The 23,853-nt window shown below is 63.9% G+C and carries 24 protein-coding genes and 2 tRNA genes; 17 read left to right on the forward strand and 9 right to left on the reverse strand.

All coding sequences use genetic code 11. The features are described 5' to 3' along the window. Window positions 1-13: 13 nt before the first annotated feature. The 5 genes from DBZ45_RS06735 to rpmH are packed head-to-tail and all read right to left on the reverse strand — an operon-like array spanning window position 14 to window position 2,559. On the reverse strand, window positions 14-577 hold the full coding sequence (locus DBZ45_RS06735; protein WP_111903154.1) for a Jag family protein: 564 nt from the start codon (window positions 575-577) through the stop codon (window positions 14-16). Next, on the reverse strand, window positions 577-1,551 hold the full coding sequence (gene yidC, locus DBZ45_RS06740; protein ID WP_111903155.1) for a membrane protein insertase YidC: 975 nt from the start codon (window positions 1,549-1,551) through the stop codon (window positions 577-579). Before yidC ends, DBZ45_RS06735 begins: the two co-directional genes overlap by 1 nt. A gap of 16 nt (window positions 1,552-1,567) precedes the next feature. Beyond that, window positions 1,568-1,963, reverse strand: a complete 396-nt coding sequence (gene yidD / locus DBZ45_RS06745; RefSeq protein ID WP_111903156.1) for a membrane protein insertion efficiency factor YidD — start codon at window positions 1,961-1,963, stop codon at window positions 1,568-1,570. Continuing rightward, on the reverse strand, window positions 1,956-2,381 hold the full coding sequence (gene rnpA, locus DBZ45_RS06750) for a ribonuclease P protein component (RefSeq protein WP_111903157.1): 426 nt from the start codon (window positions 2,379-2,381) through the stop codon (window positions 1,956-1,958). The genes yidD and rnpA overlap by 8 nt, the downstream gene beginning before the upstream one ends. Window positions 2,382-2,421: 40 nt before the next feature. Continuing rightward, window positions 2,422-2,559: a 50S ribosomal protein L34 gene (gene rpmH, locus DBZ45_RS06755; protein WP_003800212.1), complete on the reverse strand. Its 138-nt coding sequence runs from the start codon at window positions 2,557-2,559 to the stop codon at window positions 2,422-2,424. A 472-nt stretch (window positions 2,560-3,031) separates the two neighbouring features. Here rpmH and dnaA point away from each other — a divergent pair, with 472 nt between their 5' ends. The 12 genes from dnaA (at window position 3,032) to DBZ45_RS06810 (ending at window position 16,286) form a co-directional block, all read left to right on the forward strand. Further along, window positions 3,032-4,453: a chromosomal replication initiator protein DnaA gene (dnaA, locus tag DBZ45_RS06760; RefSeq protein WP_111903158.1), complete on the forward strand. Its 1,422-nt coding sequence runs from the start codon at window positions 3,032-3,034 to the stop codon at window positions 4,451-4,453. Between the two features lie 538 nt (window positions 4,454-4,991). Next, window positions 4,992-6,116 carry a DNA polymerase III subunit beta gene (gene dnaN, locus DBZ45_RS06765; RefSeq protein WP_111903159.1) on the forward strand — a complete coding sequence of 375 codons (1,125 nt, stop codon included), beginning with the start codon at window positions 4,992-4,994 and terminating at the stop codon, window positions 6,114-6,116. 108 nt (window positions 6,117-6,224) lie between these two features. Then, window positions 6,225-7,109 (forward strand): phosphogluconate dehydrogenase (NAD(+)-dependent, decarboxylating), encoded by an 885-nt coding sequence (gene gnd, locus DBZ45_RS06770; protein WP_111903160.1) that lies wholly within the window; start codon window positions 6,225-6,227, stop codon window positions 7,107-7,109. Next, the gene (gene recF, locus DBZ45_RS06775) at window positions 7,109-8,326 is read left to right on the forward strand and encodes a DNA replication/repair protein RecF (protein WP_111903161.1); all 1,218 of its coding nucleotides are present in this window, start codon (window positions 7,109-7,111) and stop codon (window positions 8,324-8,326) included. Before gnd ends, recF begins: the two co-directional genes overlap by 1 nt. Next, window positions 8,313-8,870: a DUF721 domain-containing protein gene (locus DBZ45_RS06780; RefSeq protein WP_111903162.1), complete on the forward strand. Its 558-nt coding sequence runs from the start codon at window positions 8,313-8,315 to the stop codon at window positions 8,868-8,870. Before recF ends, DBZ45_RS06780 begins: the two co-directional genes overlap by 14 nt. Before the next feature lie 362 nt (window positions 8,871-9,232). Next, window positions 9,233-11,323, forward strand: a complete 2,091-nt coding sequence (gene gyrB / locus DBZ45_RS06785; RefSeq protein ID WP_111903163.1) for a DNA topoisomerase (ATP-hydrolyzing) subunit B — start codon at window positions 9,233-9,235, stop codon at window positions 11,321-11,323. 58 nt (window positions 11,324-11,381) lie between these two features. Then, window positions 11,382-14,117 carry a DNA gyrase subunit A gene (gene gyrA, locus DBZ45_RS06790; RefSeq protein ID WP_111903164.1) on the forward strand — a complete coding sequence of 912 codons (2,736 nt, stop codon included), beginning with the start codon at window positions 11,382-11,384 and terminating at the stop codon, window positions 14,115-14,117. After that, window positions 14,114-14,761 (forward strand): DUF3566 domain-containing protein, encoded by a 648-nt coding sequence (locus tag DBZ45_RS06795; protein WP_111903165.1) that lies wholly within the window; start codon window positions 14,114-14,116, stop codon window positions 14,759-14,761. Before gyrA ends, DBZ45_RS06795 begins: the two co-directional genes overlap by 4 nt. 99 nt (window positions 14,762-14,860) lie before the next feature. After that, window positions 14,861-14,934: transfer RNA gene (locus DBZ45_RS06800), tRNA-Ile, on the forward strand. A gap of 70 nt (window positions 14,935-15,004) precedes the next feature. Next, window positions 15,005-15,124 (forward strand): DLW-39 family protein, encoded by a 120-nt coding sequence (locus tag DBZ45_RS23175; RefSeq protein WP_223256960.1) that lies wholly within the window; start codon window positions 15,005-15,007, stop codon window positions 15,122-15,124. A gap of 71 nt (window positions 15,125-15,195) precedes the next feature. Beyond that, window positions 15,196-15,271, forward strand: a tRNA-Ala gene (locus DBZ45_RS06805). Between the two features lie 91 nt (window positions 15,272-15,362). Then, window positions 15,363-16,286: a DMT family transporter gene (locus tag DBZ45_RS06810; RefSeq protein ID WP_111903166.1), complete on the forward strand. Its 924-nt coding sequence runs from the start codon at window positions 15,363-15,365 to the stop codon at window positions 16,284-16,286. Window positions 16,287-16,310: 24 nt separating this feature from the next. Here DBZ45_RS06810 and DBZ45_RS06820 read toward each other — a convergent pair whose 3' ends face one another. Then, window positions 16,311-17,210 carry a glycosyltransferase gene (locus DBZ45_RS06820; RefSeq protein WP_440130504.1) on the reverse strand — a complete coding sequence of 300 codons (900 nt, stop codon included), beginning with the start codon at window positions 17,208-17,210 and terminating at the stop codon, window positions 16,311-16,313. Window positions 17,211-17,324: 114 nt separating this feature from the next. Next, window positions 17,325-18,335, reverse strand: a complete 1,011-nt coding sequence (locus DBZ45_RS06825) for a hypothetical protein (protein ID WP_111903168.1) — start codon at window positions 18,333-18,335, stop codon at window positions 17,325-17,327. A 156-nt stretch (window positions 18,336-18,491) separates the two neighbouring features. Here DBZ45_RS06825 and DBZ45_RS06830 point away from each other — a divergent pair, with 156 nt between their 5' ends. The 3 genes from DBZ45_RS06830 to DBZ45_RS06840 all read left to right on the forward strand — a co-directional run bounded on the left by DBZ45_RS06830 (window position 18,492) and on the right by DBZ45_RS06840 (window position 20,986). Then, window positions 18,492-19,037, forward strand: a complete 546-nt coding sequence (locus DBZ45_RS06830) for a peptidylprolyl isomerase (RefSeq protein WP_102972601.1) — start codon at window positions 18,492-18,494, stop codon at window positions 19,035-19,037. A 4-nt stretch (window positions 19,038-19,041) separates the two neighbouring features. Then, window positions 19,042-19,923 carry a rhomboid family intramembrane serine protease gene (locus DBZ45_RS06835; RefSeq protein WP_111903169.1) on the forward strand — a complete coding sequence of 294 codons (882 nt, stop codon included), beginning with the start codon at window positions 19,042-19,044 and terminating at the stop codon, window positions 19,921-19,923. 595 nt (window positions 19,924-20,518) lie between these two features. Continuing rightward, window positions 20,519-20,986 (forward strand): carboxymuconolactone decarboxylase family protein, encoded by a 468-nt coding sequence (locus DBZ45_RS06840; protein ID WP_111903170.1) that lies wholly within the window; start codon window positions 20,519-20,521, stop codon window positions 20,984-20,986. Window positions 20,987-21,194: 208 nt separating this feature from the next. Here DBZ45_RS06840 and DBZ45_RS06845 read toward each other — a convergent pair whose 3' ends face one another. Together DBZ45_RS06845 and DBZ45_RS06850 are read right to left on the reverse strand one after the other, a co-directional pair. After that, window positions 21,195-21,791: a DNA-3-methyladenine glycosylase I gene (locus DBZ45_RS06845; protein ID WP_111903171.1), complete on the reverse strand. Its 597-nt coding sequence runs from the start codon at window positions 21,789-21,791 to the stop codon at window positions 21,195-21,197. A gap of 10 nt (window positions 21,792-21,801) precedes the next feature. After that, the gene (locus DBZ45_RS06850; RefSeq protein ID WP_102972605.1) at window positions 21,802-22,053 is read right to left on the reverse strand and encodes a cell division protein CrgA; all 252 of its coding nucleotides are present in this window, start codon (window positions 22,051-22,053) and stop codon (window positions 21,802-21,804) included. 172 nt (window positions 22,054-22,225) lie between these two features. On the opposite strand from DBZ45_RS06850, the gene DBZ45_RS06855 reads away from it, so the two are divergent. Together DBZ45_RS06855 and DBZ45_RS06860 are read left to right on the forward strand one after the other, a co-directional pair. After that, a complete protein-coding gene (locus tag DBZ45_RS06855; RefSeq protein WP_111903172.1) occupies window positions 22,226-23,026 on the forward strand; it encodes a class E sortase in 801 nt (266 codons plus the stop codon). Window positions 23,027-23,195: 169 nt separating this feature from the next. Next, window positions 23,196-23,837, forward strand: a complete 642-nt coding sequence (locus DBZ45_RS06860) for an aminodeoxychorismate/anthranilate synthase component II (RefSeq protein WP_111903173.1) — start codon at window positions 23,196-23,198, stop codon at window positions 23,835-23,837. The last annotated feature ends 16 nt before the right edge of the window (window positions 23,838-23,853 follow it).

Raw genomic sequence — 23,853 nt, forward strand, 5'->3', positions numbered from 1 at the left:
ATCAGCCAACGGTTCAGTCGGCGGAAACGACGATATGCCGGCCTGCACCCTCGCCCTCGGACTCACTGACGAATCCAAGGTCGGCGACGGCATCGTGGACGATCTTCCGCTCGTACGCGCTCATGGGTTCGAGCGCGACGGCGTCGCCGGTTTCCTTGACCGAGGCGACGGCGTCTTCGGCGATCTTCTGCAGGTGGCCCGCGCGTTCCTTGCGGTAGCCGTTGATGTCGAGCACCAGGCGCGAGCGGTTTTCCGTTGCGGAAAGAACGGACAGCCGGGTCAGTTCCTGAAGGGCTTCCAGGACCTCGCCGTCGTGCCCGACGAGGCTATCCAACCCGGCAGATTCTTCCTCGGCCACAATCGAGATGTAGGTGCGGCCGTTGCGGACCTCAATGTCAATGTCGCCGTCGATGTCGGCGATGTCGAGCAGTTCCTCAAGGTAATCGGCGGCTACATCGCCCTCTTCTTCCAGGCGGCTTGCCGTCGTGCCCTTGCCCGCATCTGCGGTAGCGGCACCGGAGTCCTGGTCTTCGCCGGCTTCAGCGGAAAGTGCGTGCTCAGAGCTCTCAACAGACATTACTTCTTCTTCCTGTTCTTGCGTTGTGGCTGAATGCGCTGCGTCCGGGCCTCGGCAACCGACGCGGCGGCAGCAGCTTCCGCTTCGGGGTCAGCCTTCTTGCCGCCCAGGATGGGAAGGGCCGGAAGGCCCTTGGCGGCACGGCGCTCGGCGAGGGCCTTGGCGGCGGGGGAGCCCGGCGTCGGCATCCGGCGGATGACAAAGAACTGCTGCGCCATGGTCCACAGGTTGGTGGTGGTCCAGTAGATGAGGACACCGATGGGGAAGTTGATGCCACCCACGCCGAACACAATCGGCAGGATGTAGAGCATCATCTTCTGCTGGCGCATGAACGGGCTGGCCATGGCCTCCTCGGACATGTTCTTGGCCATGATCTGCTTCTGCGTGATGAACTGCGAGGCCGTCATGGCCAGGATCATCACGATGGTCAGGATGGTTACCGCTACCGGGTTGCCTTCAGGATTGTGCAGCAGCGTTGCCGACAACGGCGCACCGAAGATGCTGGACTCGTCGAACTGGGCAACCTGGTCGTGGCTCATCGCCCCGATGCCCTTGCCCTGGTCGCGGGCAGTGCTGATGCCGGAGAGCACTTGGAACAGCGCGAAGAAGAACGGCATCTGGATCAGCATGGGCAGGCAGGCCGAGAACGGGTTGGTCCCGTGCTTCTTGTACATGGCCATCTGTTCCTGCGCCATGGCCTGGCGGGACAGCTGGTCGGTCTTGCCCTTGTACTTGTCCTGAAGCTTCTTGAGGTCCGGCTGCAGGAGCTGCATGCCGCGCTGCGCCTTGATCTGCTTGACGAAGACCGGGATGAGGGCGGCACGGATCACCAGCACGAGCCCGATGATGGACAGCGTCCACGTCCAGCCGCTGGCCTCGGGGAGTCCAATGCTACTCAGGCCCTCGTGGAAGCCCACCATGATGATGGACACAAGCCACTTGAACGGAAACATGATTGTTTCAAAGAAGTCCATACGATATCCCTATTCGTCAGGCCGCAGCGCGGCCTTCTTCATCAGTCTGAGCAGCCAGATATTTGTCCGGGTTGTTCAGCACAACAATTGTGGGGGTCCGGTTTTCAGGCCATTCCCGGTGGCCGGCGGGGACATGGTCCACGCCACCGGCGTTCCACGGGTGGCAGCGTGCCAGACGCCTGGCGGCGAGCCAGCTGCCCTTGACGGCACCGTGGACGGTGACTGCTTCAAGCGCATAGGCCGAGCAGGAGGGAAAGAAGCGGCAAACCTGGCCGTACAAGGGAGAAATCACCTTGCGGTAGGCCAGAAGCAGAAGAATGAGGATATTGCGGGGCAGGTTCCAGGTGAAGCTGCCAGCAGCCGCAGCTGCGGACTTAGGGGAACGGACGACGGCAGCACTCGGGTCAAGCACGCTGTGTCCCCTCCTGTGTTGTTCCGTCCGGTCGCGTTCCGGCCGGCCTTGTTCCGGTTACCGCCGGGTGGCGGCCAGCCAGCCGCCTCATGGTGTTTGCCAAGGCAGCGTTGTAGTCCGCCAGGAGTTCATCCCAGCTGGCTGTTGCGGAGGCCGGCAAAGCACGCACCACAATAGCGAATCCGGTGCCGTACTCGTGCAGCGAGGCAGCGCCGGCTTCTCTAAGTCTCCTCTTAACGAGGTTCCTGGCAACAGCGTTCCCGACAGCCTTGGAAACGATGAAGCCGATACGGCTTGGTTCGTCGGCTCCAATAGTTGCCGTATATAACACTACGTTCCGGCGTCCATTGCGGACGCCGGAACGTACAGTTGTTGAAAAATCGGTTGAAGTCCTCAGGCGGTTCCGGGTGGCAAGCACCGCTAATCTCGCAGAAGGAAGAAGACCGACAAGTCAGTATTTAGGCCGACAGTTCGGTGCGGCCCTTGCCACGGCGGGCGGCCAGAATGGCACGGCCGGCACGGGTGCGCATACGAAGGCGGAAGCCGTGCTTCTTGGCCCGACGGCGGTTATTCGGCTGAAAAGTCCGCTTGCTCACGTTAGTTACTCCAGTGGATCAAAGGTGCGCCCACCCGATCAGTAAAGGGGAAGAACTGGCCGACGCTAAGTTTTGTATGTGTCTGCTTCCCCTGGATTTTCCCGGAACACATAAGCGTCCGAGAGTCCAAAATGGGGTCAGAAAGCAGGCACAAAGGACTCCACAACGTTAGGGCAAAACGCCGCCGGGAGTCAAACCGGCAGGCCATTCCGCGTGTTTCCCCAGCTGTGGCTAACGGTGCGGCGAACCTGTGGACGAAGCGGCTACCGATCGCCGTTTTAGAACCACAACGGTGTAATTATCCACAAGGCACTTCCCAGCTATCTTCTAGGCTTTTCATCCCCTAGAGTGTCCCAGTAGCCGATTATCCACGGACTGTGCATAACCCTGTGGATTAAGCCGGGCCAGCACCCTGGTTTCGGGCTTGCGGCTGCATGTAATGCAGACAGCAAGCTTTGAGGAACCAAATTTGATGACAGTAGACGAAGCCAACCACGCCAACACTGTCGGAAGTTCCTGGCGGCGCGTGGTCAGCCTTCTCGAACAGGACGACCGCGTCTCGCCCCGGCAACGCGGCTTTGTCATCCTCGCGCAGGCCCAGGGCCTCATCGGTTCCACCCTTCTCGTTGCTGTGCCCAACGAACTGACCCGGGAAGTGCTCCAGACCCAGGTCAAGGACGCTCTCGATGACGCGCTCCGCAATGTGTTCTCGGACGACATCCGTTGCGCGATCGACGTCGACACCGACCTGGTGCCCATCCACGAGGAGCCGGAACCCGCCGTCGAGCTTTCCCTCGCAAACGACCCGTCCCTCGAACAGAAGCCGCAGCCCATGCTGCCGAGCACTTCGCACGAGTTCGGCCGGCTCAACCCCAAGTACGTTTTCGACACGTTCGTGATCGGTTCCTCCAACAGGTTTGCCCATGCTGCCGCCGTCGCAGTGGCGGAAGCCCCGGCCAAGGCGTACAACCCCCTGTTCATCTATGGCGATTCGGGACTGGGCAAGACCCACCTGCTGCACGCCATTGGCCACTACGCCCGGCGCCTCTATAGCGGCATCCGCGTCCGGTACGTGAACTCCGAGGAATTCACCAACGACTTCATCAACTCGATCCGTGACGATGAAGGCGCCAGCTTCAAGACGACGTACCGCAACGTCGACGTCCTGCTGATCGACGACATCCAGTTCCTGGCCGGCAAGGACCGGACGCTGGAGGAGTTCTTCCACACGTTCAACTCACTGCACAACAACAACAAGCAGGTGGTCATCACCTCGGACCAGCCTCCCAAACTGCTGGCAGGCTTCGAGGACCGGATGAAGTCCCGCTTCGAGTGGGGCTTGCTGACGGACATCCAGCCGCCCGAACTGGAAACCCGCATCGCCATCCTCCGGAAGAAGGCCCTCAGCGAAGGCCTCTCCGCCCCGGACGACGCCCTGGAGTACATCGCCTCGAAAATCGCGAGCAACATCCGCGAACTCGAAGGCGCCCTCATCCGTGTGACGGCGTTCGCCAGCCTCAACCGCCAGCCGGTGGACGTGGCCCTCGCGGAGATGGTGCTCAAAGACCTCATCACCGACGACGGCGCCCAGGAAATCACGTCGGGCCAGATCCTGCAGCAGACCGCGGATTACTTCAAGCTCAGCATGGAGGAGCTCTGCAGCAAGTCGCGGACCCGGACGCTGGTGACCGCACGCCAGATCGCCATGTACCTGTGCCGCGAGCTGACCGACATGTCGCTTCCCAAGATCGGCCAGGAACTCGGCGGCCGCGACCACACCACCGTGATCCACGCGGACCGAAAGATCCGTGAGCTCATGGCCGAGCGTCGTGTGATTTACAACCAGGTCACCGAGCTCACCAACCGCATCAAGCAGCAGCAGCGCGACTCCTAATCCCAGGTTCTTAACCTTATTAACAGGGGGGTGTGGATAACCCTGTGGACAGTTAAGGGGACAACCGCCGTTAATGGGCTTAAAACCCTTAAGGTGTCTGTGGATCACCGCAACAGGCCAAAAAGGTTGTCCCCATCCACACCCTGTTTAAAACGTGCCGAACCCACAGTCCATGAACAGGGCTTAACCGCGGATCCCGGCCGTGAAACCGGGTTATCCACAGTTTCCACAGCAGTTATTAACACTACTAATCCCAAAAAATTGAAATCCCTCAAATAACAATCTCGTTCCCGGACCTCCACCGCACCAGCCCAAGCATCGGCCACCGCGCCCCGGCAGAGCCGGCATCACCGGCGGGGATGGGGAAATCCTCGGAGTTCCGGCTAAGCTGTCTGCAGCGCTCCCATCCCTGGGTTTGTTTGCGGTCGCCCATGCGCGGACCATGCAGGTTCCGGGACTTCGGGGGCACCGGTCTTATGGGCTCCTTGCGAGTTCCCGTTCAGAAAATGGCAGCAGCAATGAAAGGCGGCACCCTTCCGTGAAGTTCAGAGTCGAACGGGACGTCCTGGCCGAAGCCGTCACCTGGGCAGCCCGGTCGTTGTCTCCGCGGCCGCCAGTACCCGTGCTCTCAGGCCTCCTGCTCAAGGCCGAATCCGGGACCGTCAGCCTGTCCAGCTTCGACTACGAGACCTCAGCCAGGCTTGAGATTCCTGCCGACATCAGGGACGAAGGCACCATCCTGGTTTCCGGCCGCCTGCTCGCGGACATCTGCCGCAGCCTTCCGTCGGCGCCGGTTGACATCGAAACCGACGGCAACAAGGTCACACTCACCTGCCGCCGAAGCAGCTTCCACCTGGCCACCATGCCCGAGGCGGAATACCCGCCCCTGCCTGCGCTTCCCACCATCACTGGTACTGTGGCCGGCGACGCCTTCGCCCAGGCTGTGTCCCAGGTGATCATCGCGGCCAGCAAGGACGACACCCTTCCCATCCTCACCGGCGTGCGGATGGAGATCGAGGATGACCTCATCACCCTTCTGGCCACGGACCGCTACCGGCTCGCCATGCGGGAAGTACCGTGGAAGCCTGTCACTCCGGGCATCTCCACCAGTGCCCTGGTCAAGGCCAAAACGCTGAACGAGGTTGCCAAGACTTTGGGCGGCAGCGGCGACATCAACCTGGCCATCGCCGAGGACGACAGCCGCCTCATCGGCTTCGAAAGCGGCGGCCGCACCACCACGTCACTGCTTGTCGACGGCGACTACCCCAAGATCCGCTCGCTGTTCCCGGACTCCACGCCTATTCACGCCACCGTCCAGACCCAGGAACTTGTGGAGGCCGTCCGCCGAGTCTCGCTCGTTGCAGAACGCAACACCCCGGTTCGGCTCGCGTTTACCCAGGGGCAGCTGCACCTCGATGCCGGCACCGGCGAGGACGCCCAGGCCTCCGAAGAGCTCGAGGCACAGCTGTCCGGCGAAGACATCACCGTGGCCTTCAACCCGCACTACCTCGTTGAAGGCCTCAGCGTGATCGAAACCAAGTTTGTGCGCTTCTCGTTCACCACGGCGCCGAAACCGGCCATGATCACCGCGCAGAACGACATCGACGGTGAGGACCAGGACGACTACCGCTACCTCGTGATGCCGGTGCGCCTGCCCAACTAATCCCCACCGCCACCCTCGCCTCGCAAGCTCGGCCAGGGAACCCTGGCGGCGTGGGCCCACGCAGTTGAGCTACCCACCCTCCTACTAGCGCAGAAAAGAGTTCACACGGTGCATATTGGACTGATCGGCCTTGGAAAAATGGGTTTCAACATGCGCGAGCGGCTGCGCAAGGGCGGGATCGATGTCACTGGCTTCGACCGCAACCCCGAGGTCACCGATGTCCCCTCCACCGACGAGCTCATAGCCGCACTTCCTGCCCCGCGCCTGATCTGGGTCATGGTTCCGGCCGGTGAAATCACCGACGCCGTCATCACCGAGCTCGGTGCGAAGCTGCAGCCCGGCGACATGGTGATCGACGGCGGGAACTCCCGCTTCACCGAGGACCAGAAGCATGGCGCGGCCCTGGCCGAAAAGGGAATTCGCTTCGCCGACTGCGGCGTATCCGGCGGAGTCTGGGGCTTGCAGAACGGCTACGGCCTCATGGCAGGCGGCGACGCCGAGGACATCGAACGTGCCCTTCCCGTCTTCGATGCACTCCGGCCGGAAGGCGACCGCGCGGACAGCTTCGTCCATGTGGGCGGCGTCGGCGCAGGCCACTACGCGAAAATGGTGCACAACGGCATCGAGTACGGCCTGATGCAGGCCTACGCGGAAGGCTATGAACTCCTCGCTGCCAAGGAAATCGTCACGGACCTTCCCGGAACGTTCCGCGCCTGGCAGAAGGGAACGGTTGTCCGGTCCTGGCTGCTCGACCTCATGGTGAAGGCCCTGGACGAGGACCCGGGACTGGCCTCCATCGACGACTACGTCGAAGACTCCGGTGAAGGCCGCTGGACCGTGGAAGAGGCGATTGCCAATGCGGTTCCGGCGCCGGCCATTACCGCCGCGCTGTTTGCCCGCTTCGCCTCGCGCGAGGACAATTCGCCAGCCATGAAGATGGTGTCCGCACTGCGCCACCAGTTCGGCGGGCATGCCACCCGTCCAGCCAAGTAGTGTACCTAGAACACCTGTCCCTGACCGACTTCCGCAGTTACGCCCAGGTGGATCTCCGGTTTGACCCGGGCGTCACGGTCCTGGTCGGTTCAAACGGTATCGGCAAGACCAACCTGATGGAGGCCATCGGCTACCTGGCAACCTTGAGTTCGCACCGGGTCAGCGCCGACGGGCCGCTGCTGCGCTTCGGAACCGACCGTGCGCTGATCCGGGCGAAGCTGGTCCGTGGCGACCAGTCCACCATCCTGGAGCTCGAAATCAACGGCGGCCGGGCCAACCGGGGACGCATCAACCGCAGCAATCCGGTCCGTGCGCGCGACCTGCTGGGCATCTGCCACACAGTCCTGTTCGCCCCGGAGGACCTGGCGCTCGTCAAGGGCGATCCGTCGAACCGGCGCCGTTTCCTGGACGAGCTCCTGGTGAGCCTTATTCCGCGGCACGCTGCCACCCGCAGCGACTATGACCGGGTGCTTAAGCAGCGGAACGCACTGCTGAAATCTGCACGGGCCGGCAAGTTCACCGCCGGCCACGAAGCCACCCTCGATGTCTGGGACCAGCACATGGCACGCGCCGGGGCGGAGCTGCTCCACGCCAGGCTCGAACTCGTCGAGCGTCTGCGGCCGCACCTCAACAATGCCTACGCCCAGCTCACCGATGGCTCGAAGGCCGCCGATGCGCTCTACCGCTCAACGCTGCAGAACACAATGGACGACGACGGCGAGCCAGCCAGCGCTTCGACGGCACCGTCCGGGCCGGGCCACCCCAATGGGGAAAACGCAGCCGAGGATCTGCGGCTGTTGTCCGTGGACGAGCTTGCCGAACGCTACGTGCAGGCCTTTTTGGCGTCCCGCCGGAAAGAGCGCGAACGGGGCATCTCACTGGTGGGCCCGCACCGGGACGAACTGGAACTCGTGCTGGGCCAGGCCCCCGCCAAGGGTTATGCGTCGCACGGTGAAACATGGTCCATGTGCCTTTCCCTGCGGCTGGCGTCCTACTACGTCATGCTTGACGACGCCCGCACCGGAGGCTCAGCACCAATCCTCATCCTCGACGACGTTTTCGCCGAACTCGATGTCCAGCGGCGGCGTAAACTGGCCGCAATAGTTGCCGGCGCCGAGCAGGTGCTGGTTACCGCCGCTGTCGACGCCGATATTCCGGACGAGCTGTCGGGCCGGCGGGTGAAGGTAATCCCGGGAGGAATCGATGAACAGGGATAAGGACGGCGGCCTGCAGCCGGGCCGCGATCCCGATGAAATCGATGCCGCCCAGGCGGCGCTGAACAGAATGCGCGAGGCAGCGGCAGCCCGCGGCGAGATCCGCCGGAAGGCCCCGCGAGCCGGCGCCAGTCAAAAACCGCGAACCGTTTCCGGGGGAACGCGGGGCTTCAGCCAGTTCCACTCCACCGGACGCGATCCCTTGGGACTGGGAAAAGTCGTGGGGCGGCTGGTTGCCGAACGCGGCTGGACCTCCCCGGTGGCCGTGGGCTCGGTCATGGCCGAGTGGCCGGCACTTGTGGGCCCGGAAATCTCTGCCCACTGCACCCCGGAGAGCTTTACCGATACCACCCTCCATGTCAGGTGTGATTCCACGGCGTGGGCGACGCAGCTCCGGCTGCTCAGCATGAGCCTGCTCGAAAAGTTCCGCTCCGAACTCGGTGACGGCGTGGTCACGAGCATCCAGGTGCTGGGCCCGGCGGCACCGAGCTGGCGCAAAGGCGGACGTACCGTCAACGGCCGCGGGCCCCGGGACACCTACGGATAAGAGTGAAACCGGAAACGGCGTACAGGGCGCTCAAACCGCCGTCGGCCGTATAGGAGCCCAAAACGTGGGCTGCTGGAGCCTTGCAGGCGGAGCCAATGGCCAGCGAGAGGCACATCGGGCCGCGTCCGCGCCCCGCCAATGCAGGAAACGGCCGTGTTTCACGATAGAATTCCCCTAGATAACTGGGCGCCGGTGAAACGTTGACTGAGTCCGTTTTCCCGCGCTTTCTTCATGAGCGGGAGCGGTTCCGCAGGTCGACCAAGTAGCTGGCGCTACAGAGACGTGCCTTTTGGCGGCCGCCCTTTGCTTCGGCGGACGGCGGAGGCCGGCCATCAACGAACGTAGAGGAGTCGAAAGCGCCTGTGGCTAACGACAATGCAGATATCGAGGCAGTGGAGCCCGTGACGGAGGATGCCCCACCCAAGGGCAACCCGGCTGAGACTGCCACGCCGCGGGAGTACGGCGCCAGCGACATCACCGTTCTTGAGGGCCTCGAGGCCGTACGCAAACGGCCCGGCATGTACATCGGCTCTACCGGTCTGCGCGGCCTGCACCACCTGGTGTACGAAGTGGTAGACAACTCGGTGGATGAGGCCCTCGCAGGTTACTGCACGCACATCGAGATTGTTCTGCAGGCGGACGGCGGCGTCAGGGTAACCGACGACGGCCGCGGCATCCCGGTGGACATCCACCCGACCGAGGGCAAGCCCACCGTCGAGGTGGTCATGACCATCCTGCACGCCGGCGGAAAGTTCGGTGGCGGCGGCTACGCCGTTTCCGGCGGCCTGCATGGCGTGGGCATCTCCGTGGTCAACGCGCTCTCCTCCCGCGTGAACACCGAGGTCCGCCGGCAGGGCCACGTCTGGCGGATGACCTTTGCCGACGGCGGCAAGCCCCAGGGCGCCCTGGTCAAGGGTGAGGCGACCAACGAGACCGGAACCACCCAGACCTTCTACCCGGATGCGAGCATTTTCGAATCCGTGGAATTCGACTTCGAAACGCTCCGCGCCAGGTTCCAGCAGATGGCCTTCCTCAACAAGGGACTGCGCATCACGCTCACCGACGAGCGCCAGGCGGCAGCCGGCACGGACGAAGCCGGCGACCTGGACTTGGACGGCGTCCTCACCGAGGGTGAGGTCCTCGCCGAGCACCGTACGGTGGTGTACCAGTACAACGACGGTCTCCTTGACTACGTCAAGCACCTGAACTCGAGCAAGAAGGTGGATGTGGTCCACGAGGACGTCATCGCCTTCGAGACCGAGGACACCGAGCGGCACATCGCCGTCGAAATGGCTATGCAGTGGACCACCGCGTACTCCGAAAGCGTGCACACGTACGCCAACACCATCAACACCCACGAAGGCGGAACCCACGAAGAGGGGTTCCGCGCTGCGATGACGTCACTTATCAACCGCTACGCGCGGGACAAGAGCATCATCAAGGAAAAAGAAGAGAACCTCACGGGCGACGACATCCGCGAAGGCCTGACGGCCGTCATCTCCGTGAAGCTGTCCGAGCCGCAGTTCGAGGGACAGACCAAGACCAAGCTGGGCAACTCGGAAGTCAAGGGCTTCGTCCAGCGCGTGGTCACCGATCAGCTCGGCGACTGGCTGGAACGCAACCCCGGCCCCGCGCGTGACGTGATCCGCAAGGCCATTTCCGCCGCGCAGGCCCGCATGGCCGCGCGCAAGGCCCGCGACAATGCGCGCCGGAAGAGCCCGCTGGAGTCGTTCGGCATGCCGGGCAAGCTTTCCGACTGCTCCTCGAAGGATCCCTCGAAGTGCGAGGTCTACCTCGTGGAGGGCGACTCGGCAGGCGGTTCGGCCAAGCGCGGCCGCAACCCTGAAACGCAGGCCATCCTTCCGCTGCGCGGCAAGATCCTGAACGTTGAGCGGGCTCGGCTGGACAAGGCGCTGGGCAACAATGAGGTCCAGTCCATGATCACCGCGTTCGGCACGGGCATTGGCGAGGACTTCGACCTGAGCAAGCTGCGGTACCACAAGATCGTGCTGATGGCGGATGCCGACGTTGACGGCCAGCACATCACCACGCTGCTGATGACCCTGCTGTTCCGCTACATGCGCCCGCTGATCGAGAACGGTTACGTCTACCTCGCCCAGCCGCCGCTGTACCGGATCAAGTGGTCCAACGCACCGCACGACTACGTCTACAGCGACCGTGAGCGTGACGCCGTCCTGGTTTCCGGCCAAGCCGCGGGGCGCCGCATACCCAAGGAAAACGGCATCCAGCGCTACAAGGGTCTGGGCGAGATGGACTACACCGAACTCTGGGATACCACCATGGACCCGGACCGGCGCACCCTCCTGCAGGTGACCATGGAGGACGCAGCAGCCGCAGACCAGATTTTCGCCGTGCTGATGGGCGAGGACGTCGAGTCCCGCCGAAACTTCATCCAGCAGAACGCCAAGGACGTCAGGTTCCTCGATATTTAGCGGTTCCCGCTTGTGATATTCCCGGACTGACATATACCTGAAACGGAAAATACAGACTATGAGTGACGAAACACCCGAGGTCCCGGCCGAGTCTCCGGACGGCACGGAGCCGGTGCTGGAGGGCGACGTGCTGGTCGACCGCGTGGAGCAGGTGGACCTCCAGACGGAGATGCAGCGCTCCTACCTCGACTACGCGATGGCCGTCATCGTTGGCCGTGCGCTGCCAGACGTACGCGACGGGCTGAAGCCCGTCCACCGCCGCGTGCTGTACGCGATGTTCGACGGCGGGTACCGCCCGGATCGTGCCTTCAACAAGTGTGCCCGTGTGGTGGGCGAGGTCATGGGCCAGTACCACCCGCACGGCGACACGGCAATTTACGATGCCCTGGTGCGCCTGATCCAGGACTGGACCATGCGCTACCCGCTGGCGCTGGGCCAGGGCAACTTCGGCTCACCCGGCAACGACGGCGCCGCGGCCCCGCGGTACACGGAAACCAAGATGGCGCCGCTCGCCATGGAGATGGTCCGTGACATCGATGAGGAGACCGTCGACTTCCAGGACAACTACGACGGCAAGAACCAGGAACCCACCATCCTCCCGGCGCGGTTCCCCAACCTGCTGGTCAACGGGTCCTCGGGCATCGCCGTCGGCATGGCCACCAATATCCCGCCGCATAACCTCCGCGAGGTGGCCGACGGCGTCCAGTGGTACCTGGCCAACCCGACCGCCAGCCGCGAGGAACTCCTCGAGGAACTGCTGAAGCGCATTAAGGGACCCGATTTCCCCACCGGTGCCACCATCCTGGGCCACAAGGGAATCGAGGACGCCTACCGCACCGGCCGGGGTTCCATCACCATGCGCGCTGTGGTCAACGTCGAGGAGCTGCAGGGCCGGACCTGCCTCGTCGTCACCGAGCTGCCCTACCAGGCCAACCCGGACAACCTGGCCATCAAAATCGCCGAACTGGTCAAGGACGGAAAAGTCCAGGGCATCGCCGACCTTCGCGATGAGACGTCCGGCCGCACCGGGCAGCGCCTGGTCATCGTCCTGAAGCGCGACGCCGTCGCCAAGGTGGTGCTGAATAACCTCTACAAGCACACCCAGCTGCAGGAGAACTTCGGCGCGAACATGCTGGCGATCGTGGACGGAGTGCCGCGAACTCTCAGCCTCGATGCCTTCATCAGGCACTGGGTCACCCACCAGCTGGATGTCATCGCCCGGCGCACGCGCTACCGCCTGCGCAAGGCAGAGGAAGAAGCGCATATCCTGCGTGCCCTCCTCAAGGCACTGGACATGCTGGATGAGGTCATCGCCCTGATCCGCGCCTCAAGCACTACGGAGGCAGCACGCGATGGCCTGATGCAGCTGCTGGAAATCGATGAGATCCAGGCCCGCGCCATCCTCGATATGCAGCTTCGCCGGCTCGCTGCCCTGGAACGCCAGAAGATCCAGGACCGCCACGCCGAGCTCGAAGCGATGATCGCCGAGTACAACGCGATCCTTGCTTCGGAGGAGCGCCAGCGCTCGATCATCAGCGAGGAACTCGCCGAGATCGTGGCCAAGCACGGGGATGACCGCCGCACCCAGATCCTCATGGGCTACGACGGCGACATGTCCATGGAAGACCTCATTCCCGAAGAGGAAGTGGTGGTCACCATCACCCGCGGCGGCTACGTCAAGCGCACACGGAGCGACAACTACCGTTCGCAGCAGCGCGGCGGCAAGGGTATCAAGGGCGCCCAGCTGCGCGGCGATGACGTGGTGGAACACTTCTTCGTCACCACCACCCACCACTGGCTGCTCTTCTTCACCAACTTCGGACGCGTATACCGGGCCAAGGCCTATGAACTAGCCGAGGGTGGCCGCGACACCAAAGGCCAGCACGTGGCAAACCTGCTGGCCTTCCAGCCGGACGAGCGCATCGCCCAGGTGCTGGACCTGAAGGACTACCAGCACGCGCCGTACCTGGTGCTGGCCACCAAACGCGGCCTGGTCAAGAAGACCCGGCTGGAGGATTACGACACCAACCGCTCCGCGGGCGTCATCGCCATCAACCTCCGGGACGAGGATGAACTGGTGTCCGCACAACTGGTCTCCGAGACGGACGACCTCATGCTGGTCTCGCGGAAGGGCCAGTCGATCCGCTTCACGGCGACCGATGACGCACTCCGCCCCATGGGACGTGCCACGTCCGGCGTAACAGGCATGAAGTTCCGCGAGGATGACGAACTGCTCGCCATGAACGTGGTCGCCGAGGGATCCTACGTTTTCGTGGTGACCGAGGGCGGCTACGCAAAGCGCACCGCCGTCGAGGAATACCGGCTGCAGGGCCGCGGTGGCCTGGGCATCAAGGTGGCCAAGCTCGCCGAGGAACGCGGCGACCTTGTGGGCGCCCTGGTGGTGCAGGAGGAAGACGAAGTCCTCGTGGTCATGGGCGGCGGCAAGGTTGTCCGCTCGTCCGTGGCCGGGGTCCCCGCCAAGGGGCGCGACACGATGGGCGTCATCTTCGCGAAGCCGGACAAGAACGACCGCATCATCGAGGTGGCCCGCAACACCGAACGCGGCCTCGAAGACGAAGTTGAAGCCAGCGCAGAGCGTGAATCCGAAGCCGACCACACCGATGAGCCGAGTGCGTCAGAAATCTTGGCTATCGCTGCCGATGACGTAACGTTGGCTGAAGATGCCGGACCAGACGAGGACGCCGCAGAGGCGTCCTCAGGACTGGCCGATGAAGCAGAAGGAACGTCCGGCGATGCTGAGGCGAACGAAGACAACACCGGAGGTAACGAGTGAGCAATTCCGACTCATTTCCCAAGCCGAGCAGTAATGGTCCCGGCGGGATGCGTCAGCCGGCATCCGCTCCCCGGGTGAATGCCCCGGTGCGTCCCCAGCAGAGCCCGGCCACGCCGTCTGGCCCTCCGGGACAGCGTCCCGCAGGTGCGGGACAGCGGCCGGCGCCTGCAGGACAGGGCCAGCGGCCGGTCGCTCCGGCACAGCGCCCGGCAGCCCCCGGACAGCGCCCCCAAGGCGCGCCGGGTGCACAGGGGCTGGTCAAGCCGGCTCCGAAGGCCAAGGCGCGCCGCGCACGGCTTTTGGTCAGCAAGGTTGACCCTTGGTCCGTCCTGAAGATGGCCTTCCTGCTGTCTGTCGCGCTTGGCATCGTCACGGTCGTGGCCGCCATCGTCCTGTGGACCGTGCTGGACCTGACCGGTATCTTCGACCAGGTGGATAGCCTGCTGGGAACCCTCGCCGGTTCCGAGGGCGGCGGCTTCGAACTGAAGAAGGTCGCATCGCTTGGCCAGGTGGCATCGTTCGCGACCATCATTGCTGTCGTGAACGTGGTCCTGCTGACCGCCCTGTCCATGCTGTCGGCCGTGCTGTACAACATCTCGGCGACGCTTGTCGGCGGCATCGGTGTGACCCTCACCGACGACTAAAAACCCTGTGTTTCCGCGGAAAAACTCCGGTGGAATGCCTCGATTTGAGATCGGGCCGGGATGTGCTGTAGAGTCGTGTCTCGGCCCGATGAGGCATCGGGGCGTATAGCTCAGGCGGTTAGAGCGCTTCGCTGATAACGAAGAGGTCCCAGGTTCAAGTCCTGGTACGCCCACGGAACCTGCACAGGTTCAAGACGAGGTTTAGGCCGGATTCCCCAGGAATCAAGCCGGAACGGGGTGCGTGTGAAGAAGTTGCTGGTCATTGCAGCTGCAGTCGCAGGCGCCCTCCTCTACAAGAAAAAGGTGCAGGAATCCGAAGCCCGGAAAACAGTCTGGAGCGAATCAACCGACAAGGTTGAATAGCCCGGATCCCGGTGCGGAGGCTGGTAAGCCAGCCTACGGAACTAGGGTATGATGGACGGGTTGCTTCTTATGGGGGCATGGCGCAATTGGTAGCGCACCTGCTTTGCAAGCAGGGGGTTCGGGGTTCGAGTCCCCGTGCCTCCACCATAAGGAAGGTCCCGGTCGGAAACGACCGGGACCTTTTTGCTTTGCCTTGGTTTCGACAGGCTCAACCAGCGGGGCACACTACTGTGGAACAGTGAATGTCTTCCTTGCGGCCCTGGGCGTGCTGGGCGTGGCCTCGTCGGGACCGCTCATCGCCGCCACACTCGGCGCCACCACAGTCACGGCCCTTGCCATCGCCTTCTGGCGCAATGCCATCGCGGCTGCCGTCATGGCCACTCCTACGCTTGTCCGGGAACCGCGCCAGTTCGGCCGCATCGGGCGCTATGAGTTCCGCTGGTCGCTCGTGGCGGCCGTGGCCCTGGCCCTCCACTTCGCCTGCTTCATCACGTCCCTGCAGCTGACCTCCGTGGCTGCCGCTACGGCCCTCGTCTGCCTGCAGTCCGCCTGGATCGCCATCATTCAGCTCTTCCGCGGCGTGCGGCACCGTTGGCAGGTCCTGGTGGGCCTGGGCATCGCCTTCGGCGGCGTCGTGGCCATCACCGGTTTCGACATGGGAACCTCCCCGGGCGCCTTGCTGGGCGATCTCCTGGCCATGGCCGGCGGGCTCCTCGCGGGAATCTACACGCTGGCCGGAGGCCGGGCCCGCCAGAGCATGACCACCGGAACGTACACGGCCCTCTGCTACGGCATGTGTGCCGTCCTGGTCGCGGTGCTGGCGATCTTCACCAACCAGCCCCTGTCCGGGTTCGACGCCGGCGGCTGGCTCGGGATTCTGGCGATCACCGTGTGCGCCCAGCTCGTGGGACATACGGCATTCAACCACCTGCTGGCCACCATGAGCCCTTTGCTGGTGTCCATGATCATCCTGCTGGAAATACCGGGAGCGGCCCTGCTGGCCGCCATGTTCCTGAATGAGACGCTGCCGGCGGGCACCTACGCCGGGCTGGCGCTCATTCTCGTGGGGCTCGCCGTCGTGGTGGCCGGGCAAAGGAATGGCAAGGCCGGGCGCAGCAAGCCGCCGGAGGAACGCCCGCTGGCGGAGCTGGGGGCTGACTGACGAACGCCGGGCGATCCGGCGGCGCTACTGGCCGCCGCGGCGGACTGGCTGGCTGGTGTTGACGGTGTGAATGGCGCGCAGGAGCTTGGCCGGGAAATACACCGAGAAGAACACCACCATGGGCGCCTTGAGGGCCATCTTCTTCACGTTGTGGGCCTTGTAGGTCCGGTCGAAGCGCGTCACGTAGTACCGGTAATCCCGGGGTGAGTCCTCAAGCCGGCGGGCCGACATCCCGGAGACCATCTGCGGCCAGTACTGGACCTTGAGGTCGTGGTCTGCCAGATGCAGGGACAGGTCGATGTCCTCGTGCATCTCGTCTCTTTCGTCCCGGCAGCATTCGCTGCGGATGGTTTCCCACGCGGACCGGCGGAGGGCCATGTTGGATCCGAACAGGAAGTGGTACTGGTGCTTGGCCAGCTTCAGCATCAGCTGGCGCATCTTGTCGTCGGCCTTGAGGCCGAAGCGGCGCATCGGCATGTCGTAGTAGACCACTGGGCCGGTGGCGGCCGACGTGGACAGGTCCTGGAAGGCCTTCTGCACCTGCTCCACCCAGTCAGGCTCCACCACTGAGTCGGCATCGATCCGGCCCAGAATGTCCCCGGTCGCGTGGTCCAGGCCAAAGTTACGGGTGGGAATGAGTCCCTGCTCCCTGTCCTGGCGGAGCAGGATGATGGGGCTTTCCGGGTACTCCTGCTGCATCTGCGTGACGATCGACGCCGTGCGGTCCTTGGACATGTTGTCCACCACGATGATCTCGTGCGCCGGAACCGACTGGTACACCGCCGCGATGAGGCACTGCCGGATGACACTTTCCTCGTTGTAGGCCGGGATAACAATTGATACGAGCGGCTCAGTGTCAGTCAAGGCATCCTCTGCGGATCTATCGGGTGACGTCACCACAAACTTAGCACCGATGCTTTCCATCCCGGCGGCGCCGTGCCTGTCAGGCAGAGCGGAGCGCGGATGCGCCCGCACAGACGACAGGAGGGGCCCCGCTGCTGCGGAACCCCTCCTGTCACTGCCCCTACGGGCAAATGGCTACGACTTCTTGTCTGCACCGTTGTCGATGTTGGATGCGATGTTCTTCACCGCGGCCTTGGCGTCGGTGGCAACTTCGCCGGCGTCGGAGTCCGCGTCCTCGGCAACGTGCTTTGCCTTGTCAGCAGAAGTGTCGGCTTCGTCCTCCGCGGCCAGTGCAAAGGCAGCATCGAGAGGTGTATCGGCGGGCGCGGAAGAAGAGCTGCCAGCCGGGGCGGCCGGAACCGGTGCGGGCGTCTCCGTAGCCGACCCAACACCCGCGGCCGATCCAACACCGGCGGCGGATGCCGCGGGGGTGGTCACCTCAGAGGTTGACGGCGCGGGCGTTACGGGCGCGGGGGTCTTCCACGGGTCCTCGACCGGCTTTGAAGCCTTCCACGCCGCAACGCCGGCGGCCACGGCCGCGGCTATTACACCGACAATCAGGAGGCCGCGCTTCTTCGGTTTCTCCGGCTCCACCACCAGCGCCTTGCCGGTCACGGCCCTGCCGGCCTCCGACGCGGCCGACTTCAGGTGCCCGCCAGCCAGATTCGCCTGCTCCTGGATGGTGTGGATGATGCCGACGTCGCCGAGTCGCTGGGCCACCGCGTCGATGCGTGCCGGCGTGCCCTCAAGGGTCCGGTGGACGGCCTCGGATGCGGTTCCGATCTGATCAGAGAACCGGGGAAGGTACTCCACTACGACGCGGTCGCGGGCCTGGGTAATGACGGGCGTTGCCCGGTCCAGGGCCTCGTGCATGCGCGGCGTGGCGCCCTCCACGGCGTCGTGGATCTTGGGTGCAAGCTGCGCCAGGCCGTCCTGAATGCGAGGCGTCACCGTTGCGACTCCGCCAGCAAGGTTGTGGGCCGCCACCTTGAGCCCCTCCTGGATTTTGGGGGAAGCGGTATCAATGCCTTGCTGCAGGCGGGGAACTGCCCAGTCCACTGCTGCTTCCACGCGGTCTTTTGCGTTCTCGACTGCAGAACTGACCGACAACTCCAGTTCGCGGGCAATACGATCCGATTTCTTCACAACTACCTCCCGATTAATGTGACGGTTCTGTTGTTAGCCTACGTGCACCAATAGCGGGGCTGCTATCGTTCCGGCGGATTCTCGGTGGATTTCACCCAGCGCGGAACTGTCTTTTCCGCCCGCGTCCGCGTTGACCCGCCGTGAAAGAATGGCCATATGACTGCCTCAGCAACTGCAAAAGCAACCATCCACACCAGCCTCGGCGACATCGTCGTGAACCTCTTCGGCAACCACGCGCCCAAGACTGTTAAGAACTTCGTCGGACTGGCCACCGGCGAACAAGCCTGGACCCACCCGGAAACCGGCGAGGACAAGACCGGCACGCCGCTCTATGACGGCACCATCTTCCACCGCATCATCAAGGACTTCATGATCCAGGCCGGCGACCCGCTGGGCCGCGGCACCGGCGGACCGGGCTACCGTTTCGACGACGAGATCCACCCCGAGCTGAGCTTCAGCGCACCGTACAAGCTGGCCATGGCCAACGCCGGCATCCAGATGGGCAAGGGAACCAACGGTTCCCAGTTCTTCATCACCACCATCCCCACGGACTGGCTGCAGGGCAAGCACAGCATCTTCGGCGAAGTGGCCGATGAGGAATCCAAGAAGGTTGTGGACGCCATTGAAGGTGTCCGCACCGGCATGGGCGACCGCCCGGTTGAAGATGTGACCATCAACAGCATCGACATCGAGCAGCTCTAGCCACATGAGCTACGGAACTCCGGCGGCGGAGCCGTCAGCGCAGGCACCGGTGTGCCCCCGGCACCCGGATCGGCCCTCGTATGTCAGCTGCCAGCGTTGCGGGCGGCCGGCATGCCCGGAGTGCCAGCGTGCGGCCGCCGTCGGATTCCAATGCGTTGACTGCGTCAACGAAGCAAAGCGTACGTCGCCGACAGCACGGACCGTCTACGGCGGCGCCGTTGCGTCCGGCAAGCCTGTAGTAACGCTCGCGATCATCGCCGCGTGTGTACTCCTGTTTGTTCTGCAGTGGGTGCTTCCCGGAAACGCGGTGTTCCGGACCCTCGCTTACGCGTCGGTTTACGCGACGCCTGAGTACGGGGTGTTCCAGCCATGGCGCATGCTCACTTCCGCTTTTCTGCACTCCCAGGGCTTCCTGCTCCACATCGTCCTGAACATGTACACGCTGTGGATTTTCGGCCAGGCGCTGGAACCGCTACTGGGGCGGATCCGCTTCCTTGCTGTCTACCTGCTGTCCGCCATCGGCGGGTCGGTGGGATACCTGCTTATGACACCGATCCTGCCCGAGGGCGGCCCCGTGGGCCTGGTCGGTGCTTCCGGCGCGATCTTTGGACTGTTCGGCGCCATGCTCGTGGTGCAGCGGCACCGCGGCGGTGAGACGAGACAGCTCTGGGTGCTCATCGCCATCAACGGCGTCATCGGCTTCATGGTGCCGCAGATCGCCTGGCAGGCCCACTTGGGCGGCTTCATCACCGGCGCCCTGTGCGCAGCCGTCATTGCCTATGCCCCGCGCGGCCCGCGCCGCAACATGCTGCAGGCCGGAGGGCTGGCGCTCGTTCTGGCCCTGCTGGCCGTGGCTTCCTGGTACCGCGTGCTCGTAGTGTCCTGACAGCTTCCGACGGTTTTTTGGTCCGGACCCTCCCCTAATGCCCCTGCTTTCCGAAGCGGGGGCATTTTTGTGTCTCCTGGCCGCTGCTGGGACGCGGGCCGCCCGGCGAGTTTTCCACAGCTGTTATCCACACTGTTAATAACTTACACAGTTGTAAGTCAACTCTTGGCCCCTGCGATAGCGGGCTGGTGGGCCACTTCCGATCATTTTGCACGCCTCCGTCCACACGCGTGGATAACTTCGAGGCCTGCCCTTGTGGTTAAGTGGACAACTTTGCCCAAATCCGGCCTCAGCGGGGCCTCTTGGGGATAAGCAGGCAAATCAGCGTCGGGGAAGGGGATTATTGGGCGCACTTTCAACAGGGTTATTCACACTGTTAATAACTCACCGGGATGTCATTCAGGGGTTGAGAGGCTCCTCAACCCCTACATTCTGGCGTCGGCGTCATCGCTACCCACAAGTTTTCCCCATCTGTGGATAACTTGTGGGTAGCCGCCTGTTGCTAAGTGGATAACCCGCCGCGCGCGCAGCGCGCCCGTGTAGTCTCTGACTGAGAGCCGCGGGGGTGAACCCGTGGGACCCGAGGAGCAATGACTTGACTACCCACAGCCACATCTTCCTGGACAAGCATCACCCCGCGGCCTGGCGGGCGCTGAATGGGCTCGGGCTGAAGGCCAAGGAAGCGATGCTGGAAGCCGGCCTGGACGAAAAGCTCATCGAACTGCTCAATGTCCGGATATCGCAGATCAACGGCTGCGCGTATTGCCTCGACATGCACGTCGCCGATGCCGTCAAGGGCGGTGAATCCACGCAGCGCCTGGCCGTCCTGCCAGCTTGGCGGGACACCGCGGTGTTTGAGGACCACGAGCGCGCAGCGCTGGCCTTGGCCGAGAGCATCACGGTTCTCCCCGATGCCCGCACGCGCGATCTGGAGGACGCCTGCGCGCGGGAGCACCTCACAGACGAGCAATACTCAGCCGTGAGCTGGCTGGCCATCGCGATGAACGCCTTCAACCGCGTGTCCATCACCAGCCAGCACCCTGTCCGCCCTCAGAAGGACTGAACGCACGGTTTTCCACAGTCATTTCCACAACTGTTAATAACTTCAAATATGCAAGTTTGGCCATCCGGACGCCGCCAGCCCGGCGCGCATTGCCTTTTCCTTGGGCTGCAGTCAACGAAGTTATCAACAGTGTGGATATCTTTACCAACACGTGTGGACTGGAGGGCGCGGGTGCGGGGCTGAGCAGCGGTCCAGCGCCCGGCAGCGGTCAGGCCCAGACGCCTGAGGTTCCCCTGCGGTGGCTGTCCACCAGATGCGTGTCCACCATGCCGATGGCTTCCATCAGGGCGAACATGGTGGTGGGCCCCACGAAGGCGAAGCCCTTCTTCCGCAGTGCCTTGGAGAGGGCGATGGACTCGGGGGACGTGGTGGGCACGTCGGCGTAGGTGGCGGGGGCAGGAGTGGCGGTCGGCTGGAACGCCCAGACAAAGTCAGCGAGGCCGCCCTCGTCCCGCAGCGCTATGGTGGCCCGGGCATTGGTGATGGCGGCACGGATCTTCAGGCGGTTTCGCACGATGCCGGGGTCCTGAAGGAGGCGCTCGACGTCGGCCTCGGTAAAGGCGGCCACGGTTTCGGGTTGGAAGTCGTGGAAGGCCGCACGGAAGGCAGGGCGTTTGCGCAGGATGGTGGCCCAGGACAGGCCCGCCTGGAACGCTTCGAGGCTGATGCGCTCGTAAAGGCCCTGCTCGTCCCGGACGGGCAGGCCCCACTCAGTGTCGTAATACTCGCGCAGAAGGGGGTCCGTGGAAGCCCACAGCGGACGGGCCAGGCCATCCTCGCCGATGATGATGCCTTCTGCGGTCATGGGTGTCAGTTCAGGAGCGCCAGCGCGTGGTCATCAGGAAGCCGACGATCGCTATGCCGAACCCGGCCAGGATATTCCAGGACTCCCATGCCTGCACGGGCAGCTGGCCCTCGCTGATGTAGAAGGTGATGATCCAGAGCAGCCCGATGATCATCAGGCCGAACATGACCGGCTTGAACCAGACGGGGTTCGGCTTGTAGGCCTCGGTGGAAACGGGCTCGGCCGGGCGGGCAGTCTTCTTACGTGGCTTTGACTCGGGCACATGTCCTCCTTGGCTGCTGAATCAAGAGGAGGGACCGGGGCTTGATATCCTGCTGGAAGGGGATTGCCGGCGGTCTGCACACTCTTGGTCAGGTCTGAAGTCTTACTAGCAGCCAATTCTAGCTGTAGTTCAGTCCGCGCCGGTGCCCCGCAACCGCCTTGGAGGAGATCGCGTGGTATTGCAGGAGAAGGTGACGGCAACCGCTAAGCCGGCAACCGGCGTCGTAATCCTGCGGAAGGCCGTGCAGATCTTCGGCGAGCTGCTCATCACCGCCGGCATAGTGCTGCTCCTGTTTGTCGCGTGGCAGCTTTGGTGGACCAACGTGGAGTCCGATGCCAAGCAAACCGCCGCGGTCAAGGACTTTGCCAGGGACCTGGGTGGTCCGGTGGCGCCCGCGCCCACACCGGCTGCGACGGGCGGCACGGCCGCTTCCGGTCCGAAGGACTACGGAGCGCCAGCGGTGGGAGAAGCCCCCGGGCACGGCGGAACCATCGGGATCATGTACATTCCCCGGTTTGGCGAGAACTACACCCGGCCCATTGTCGAGGGCACCAGCGGCGACGTCCTGGACACCCTCGGCCTCGGCCACTACGGCAACACGTCCATGCCGGGCGCCGTGGGCAATTTCGCCGTGGCAGGCCACCGGCAGACACACGGCGCCGTCCTGGACAATATCCACACGCTGGTTCCCGGCGACAAGATCTACGTCCAGACGCGGGACGGTTACTACGTCTATGTGTTCCGCAACAACCGCATTGTTCTGCCGAGCGAAGCCGATGTCCTCCTCCCGGTGCCCAACCAGCCCGGGGTGCGCCCCAGCGAAAGGCTTCTGACCATGACCAGCTGCAATCCCCGCTTCGGCTCAGAGGAACGGATCATCGCCTATTCGGTGCTGGACCGCTGGCAGCCGACGTCCGCGGGGCCGCCCGCAGAGATCGCGGCCCAGGTAGCACGCGCACGGGGGGAAGGCTAGGCATGTATGGCTGGATTTTCCGTCACCTCCCCGGGCCCCTCTGGCTCCGCGTCCTCACGTCGCTGCTGCTGGCTGCCGGCGCGGTGTTCCTGATGGTCGAGTTCCTTTTCCCCTGGATGTCCCAGTTCACCCAATTCACCGACTCAACGATTGGTGCACCAAGAAACCCATGAGCACAGCAAAGATACTCGTCGTGGACAACTACGACAGCTTCGTCTACACCCTGGTGGGCTACCTCCAGGAGCTCGGCGCCGAGACAACAGTTGTCCGCAATGACGATGTGACCCTCGCCGAGGCGATCGAAATGGCAGAAGCGCGCGACGGCGTACTCATCTCGCCCGGCCCGGGCTCGCCGTCCGAAGCGGGGGTCTGCATCGAGCTGATCCGCTGGTGCGGGGAGAAGACGAAGCCGATGTTTGGCGTCTGCCTCGGGCACCAGGCCCTTGCGGAGGCGTACGGCGGAACGGTGACCCATGCCCCGGAGCTCATGCACGGCAAGACCTCCCTGGTCCAGCACGACGGGGCCAGCGTTTTTGCCGGCCTGCCCTCCCCCGTGACGGCCACGCGCTACCACTCCCTGGCCGCCGTCCGGGACACGATTCCGGAGATCCTGGAGATCACGGCGGAAACCGCCAGCGGCGTCATCATGGGCCTGCAGCACCGCACCGCGCCGCTGTGCGGTGTCCAGTTCCACCCCGAGTCCGTGCTGACGGAGGGCGGCTACCAGATGCTGGGCAACTGGCTCGAGTCGCTTGGCATGAAGGGTGCCGCCGAACGGGCAGCCAAGCTCAGCCCGCTCATCCAGCACTAGGATCCGGCTCGGTGGG

This window comes from Arthrobacter globiformis, from assembly GCF_003261175.1.
In the GTDB taxonomy this organism is placed as follows: Bacteria; Actinomycetota; Actinomycetes; order Actinomycetales; family Micrococcaceae; genus Arthrobacter; species Arthrobacter globiformis_A.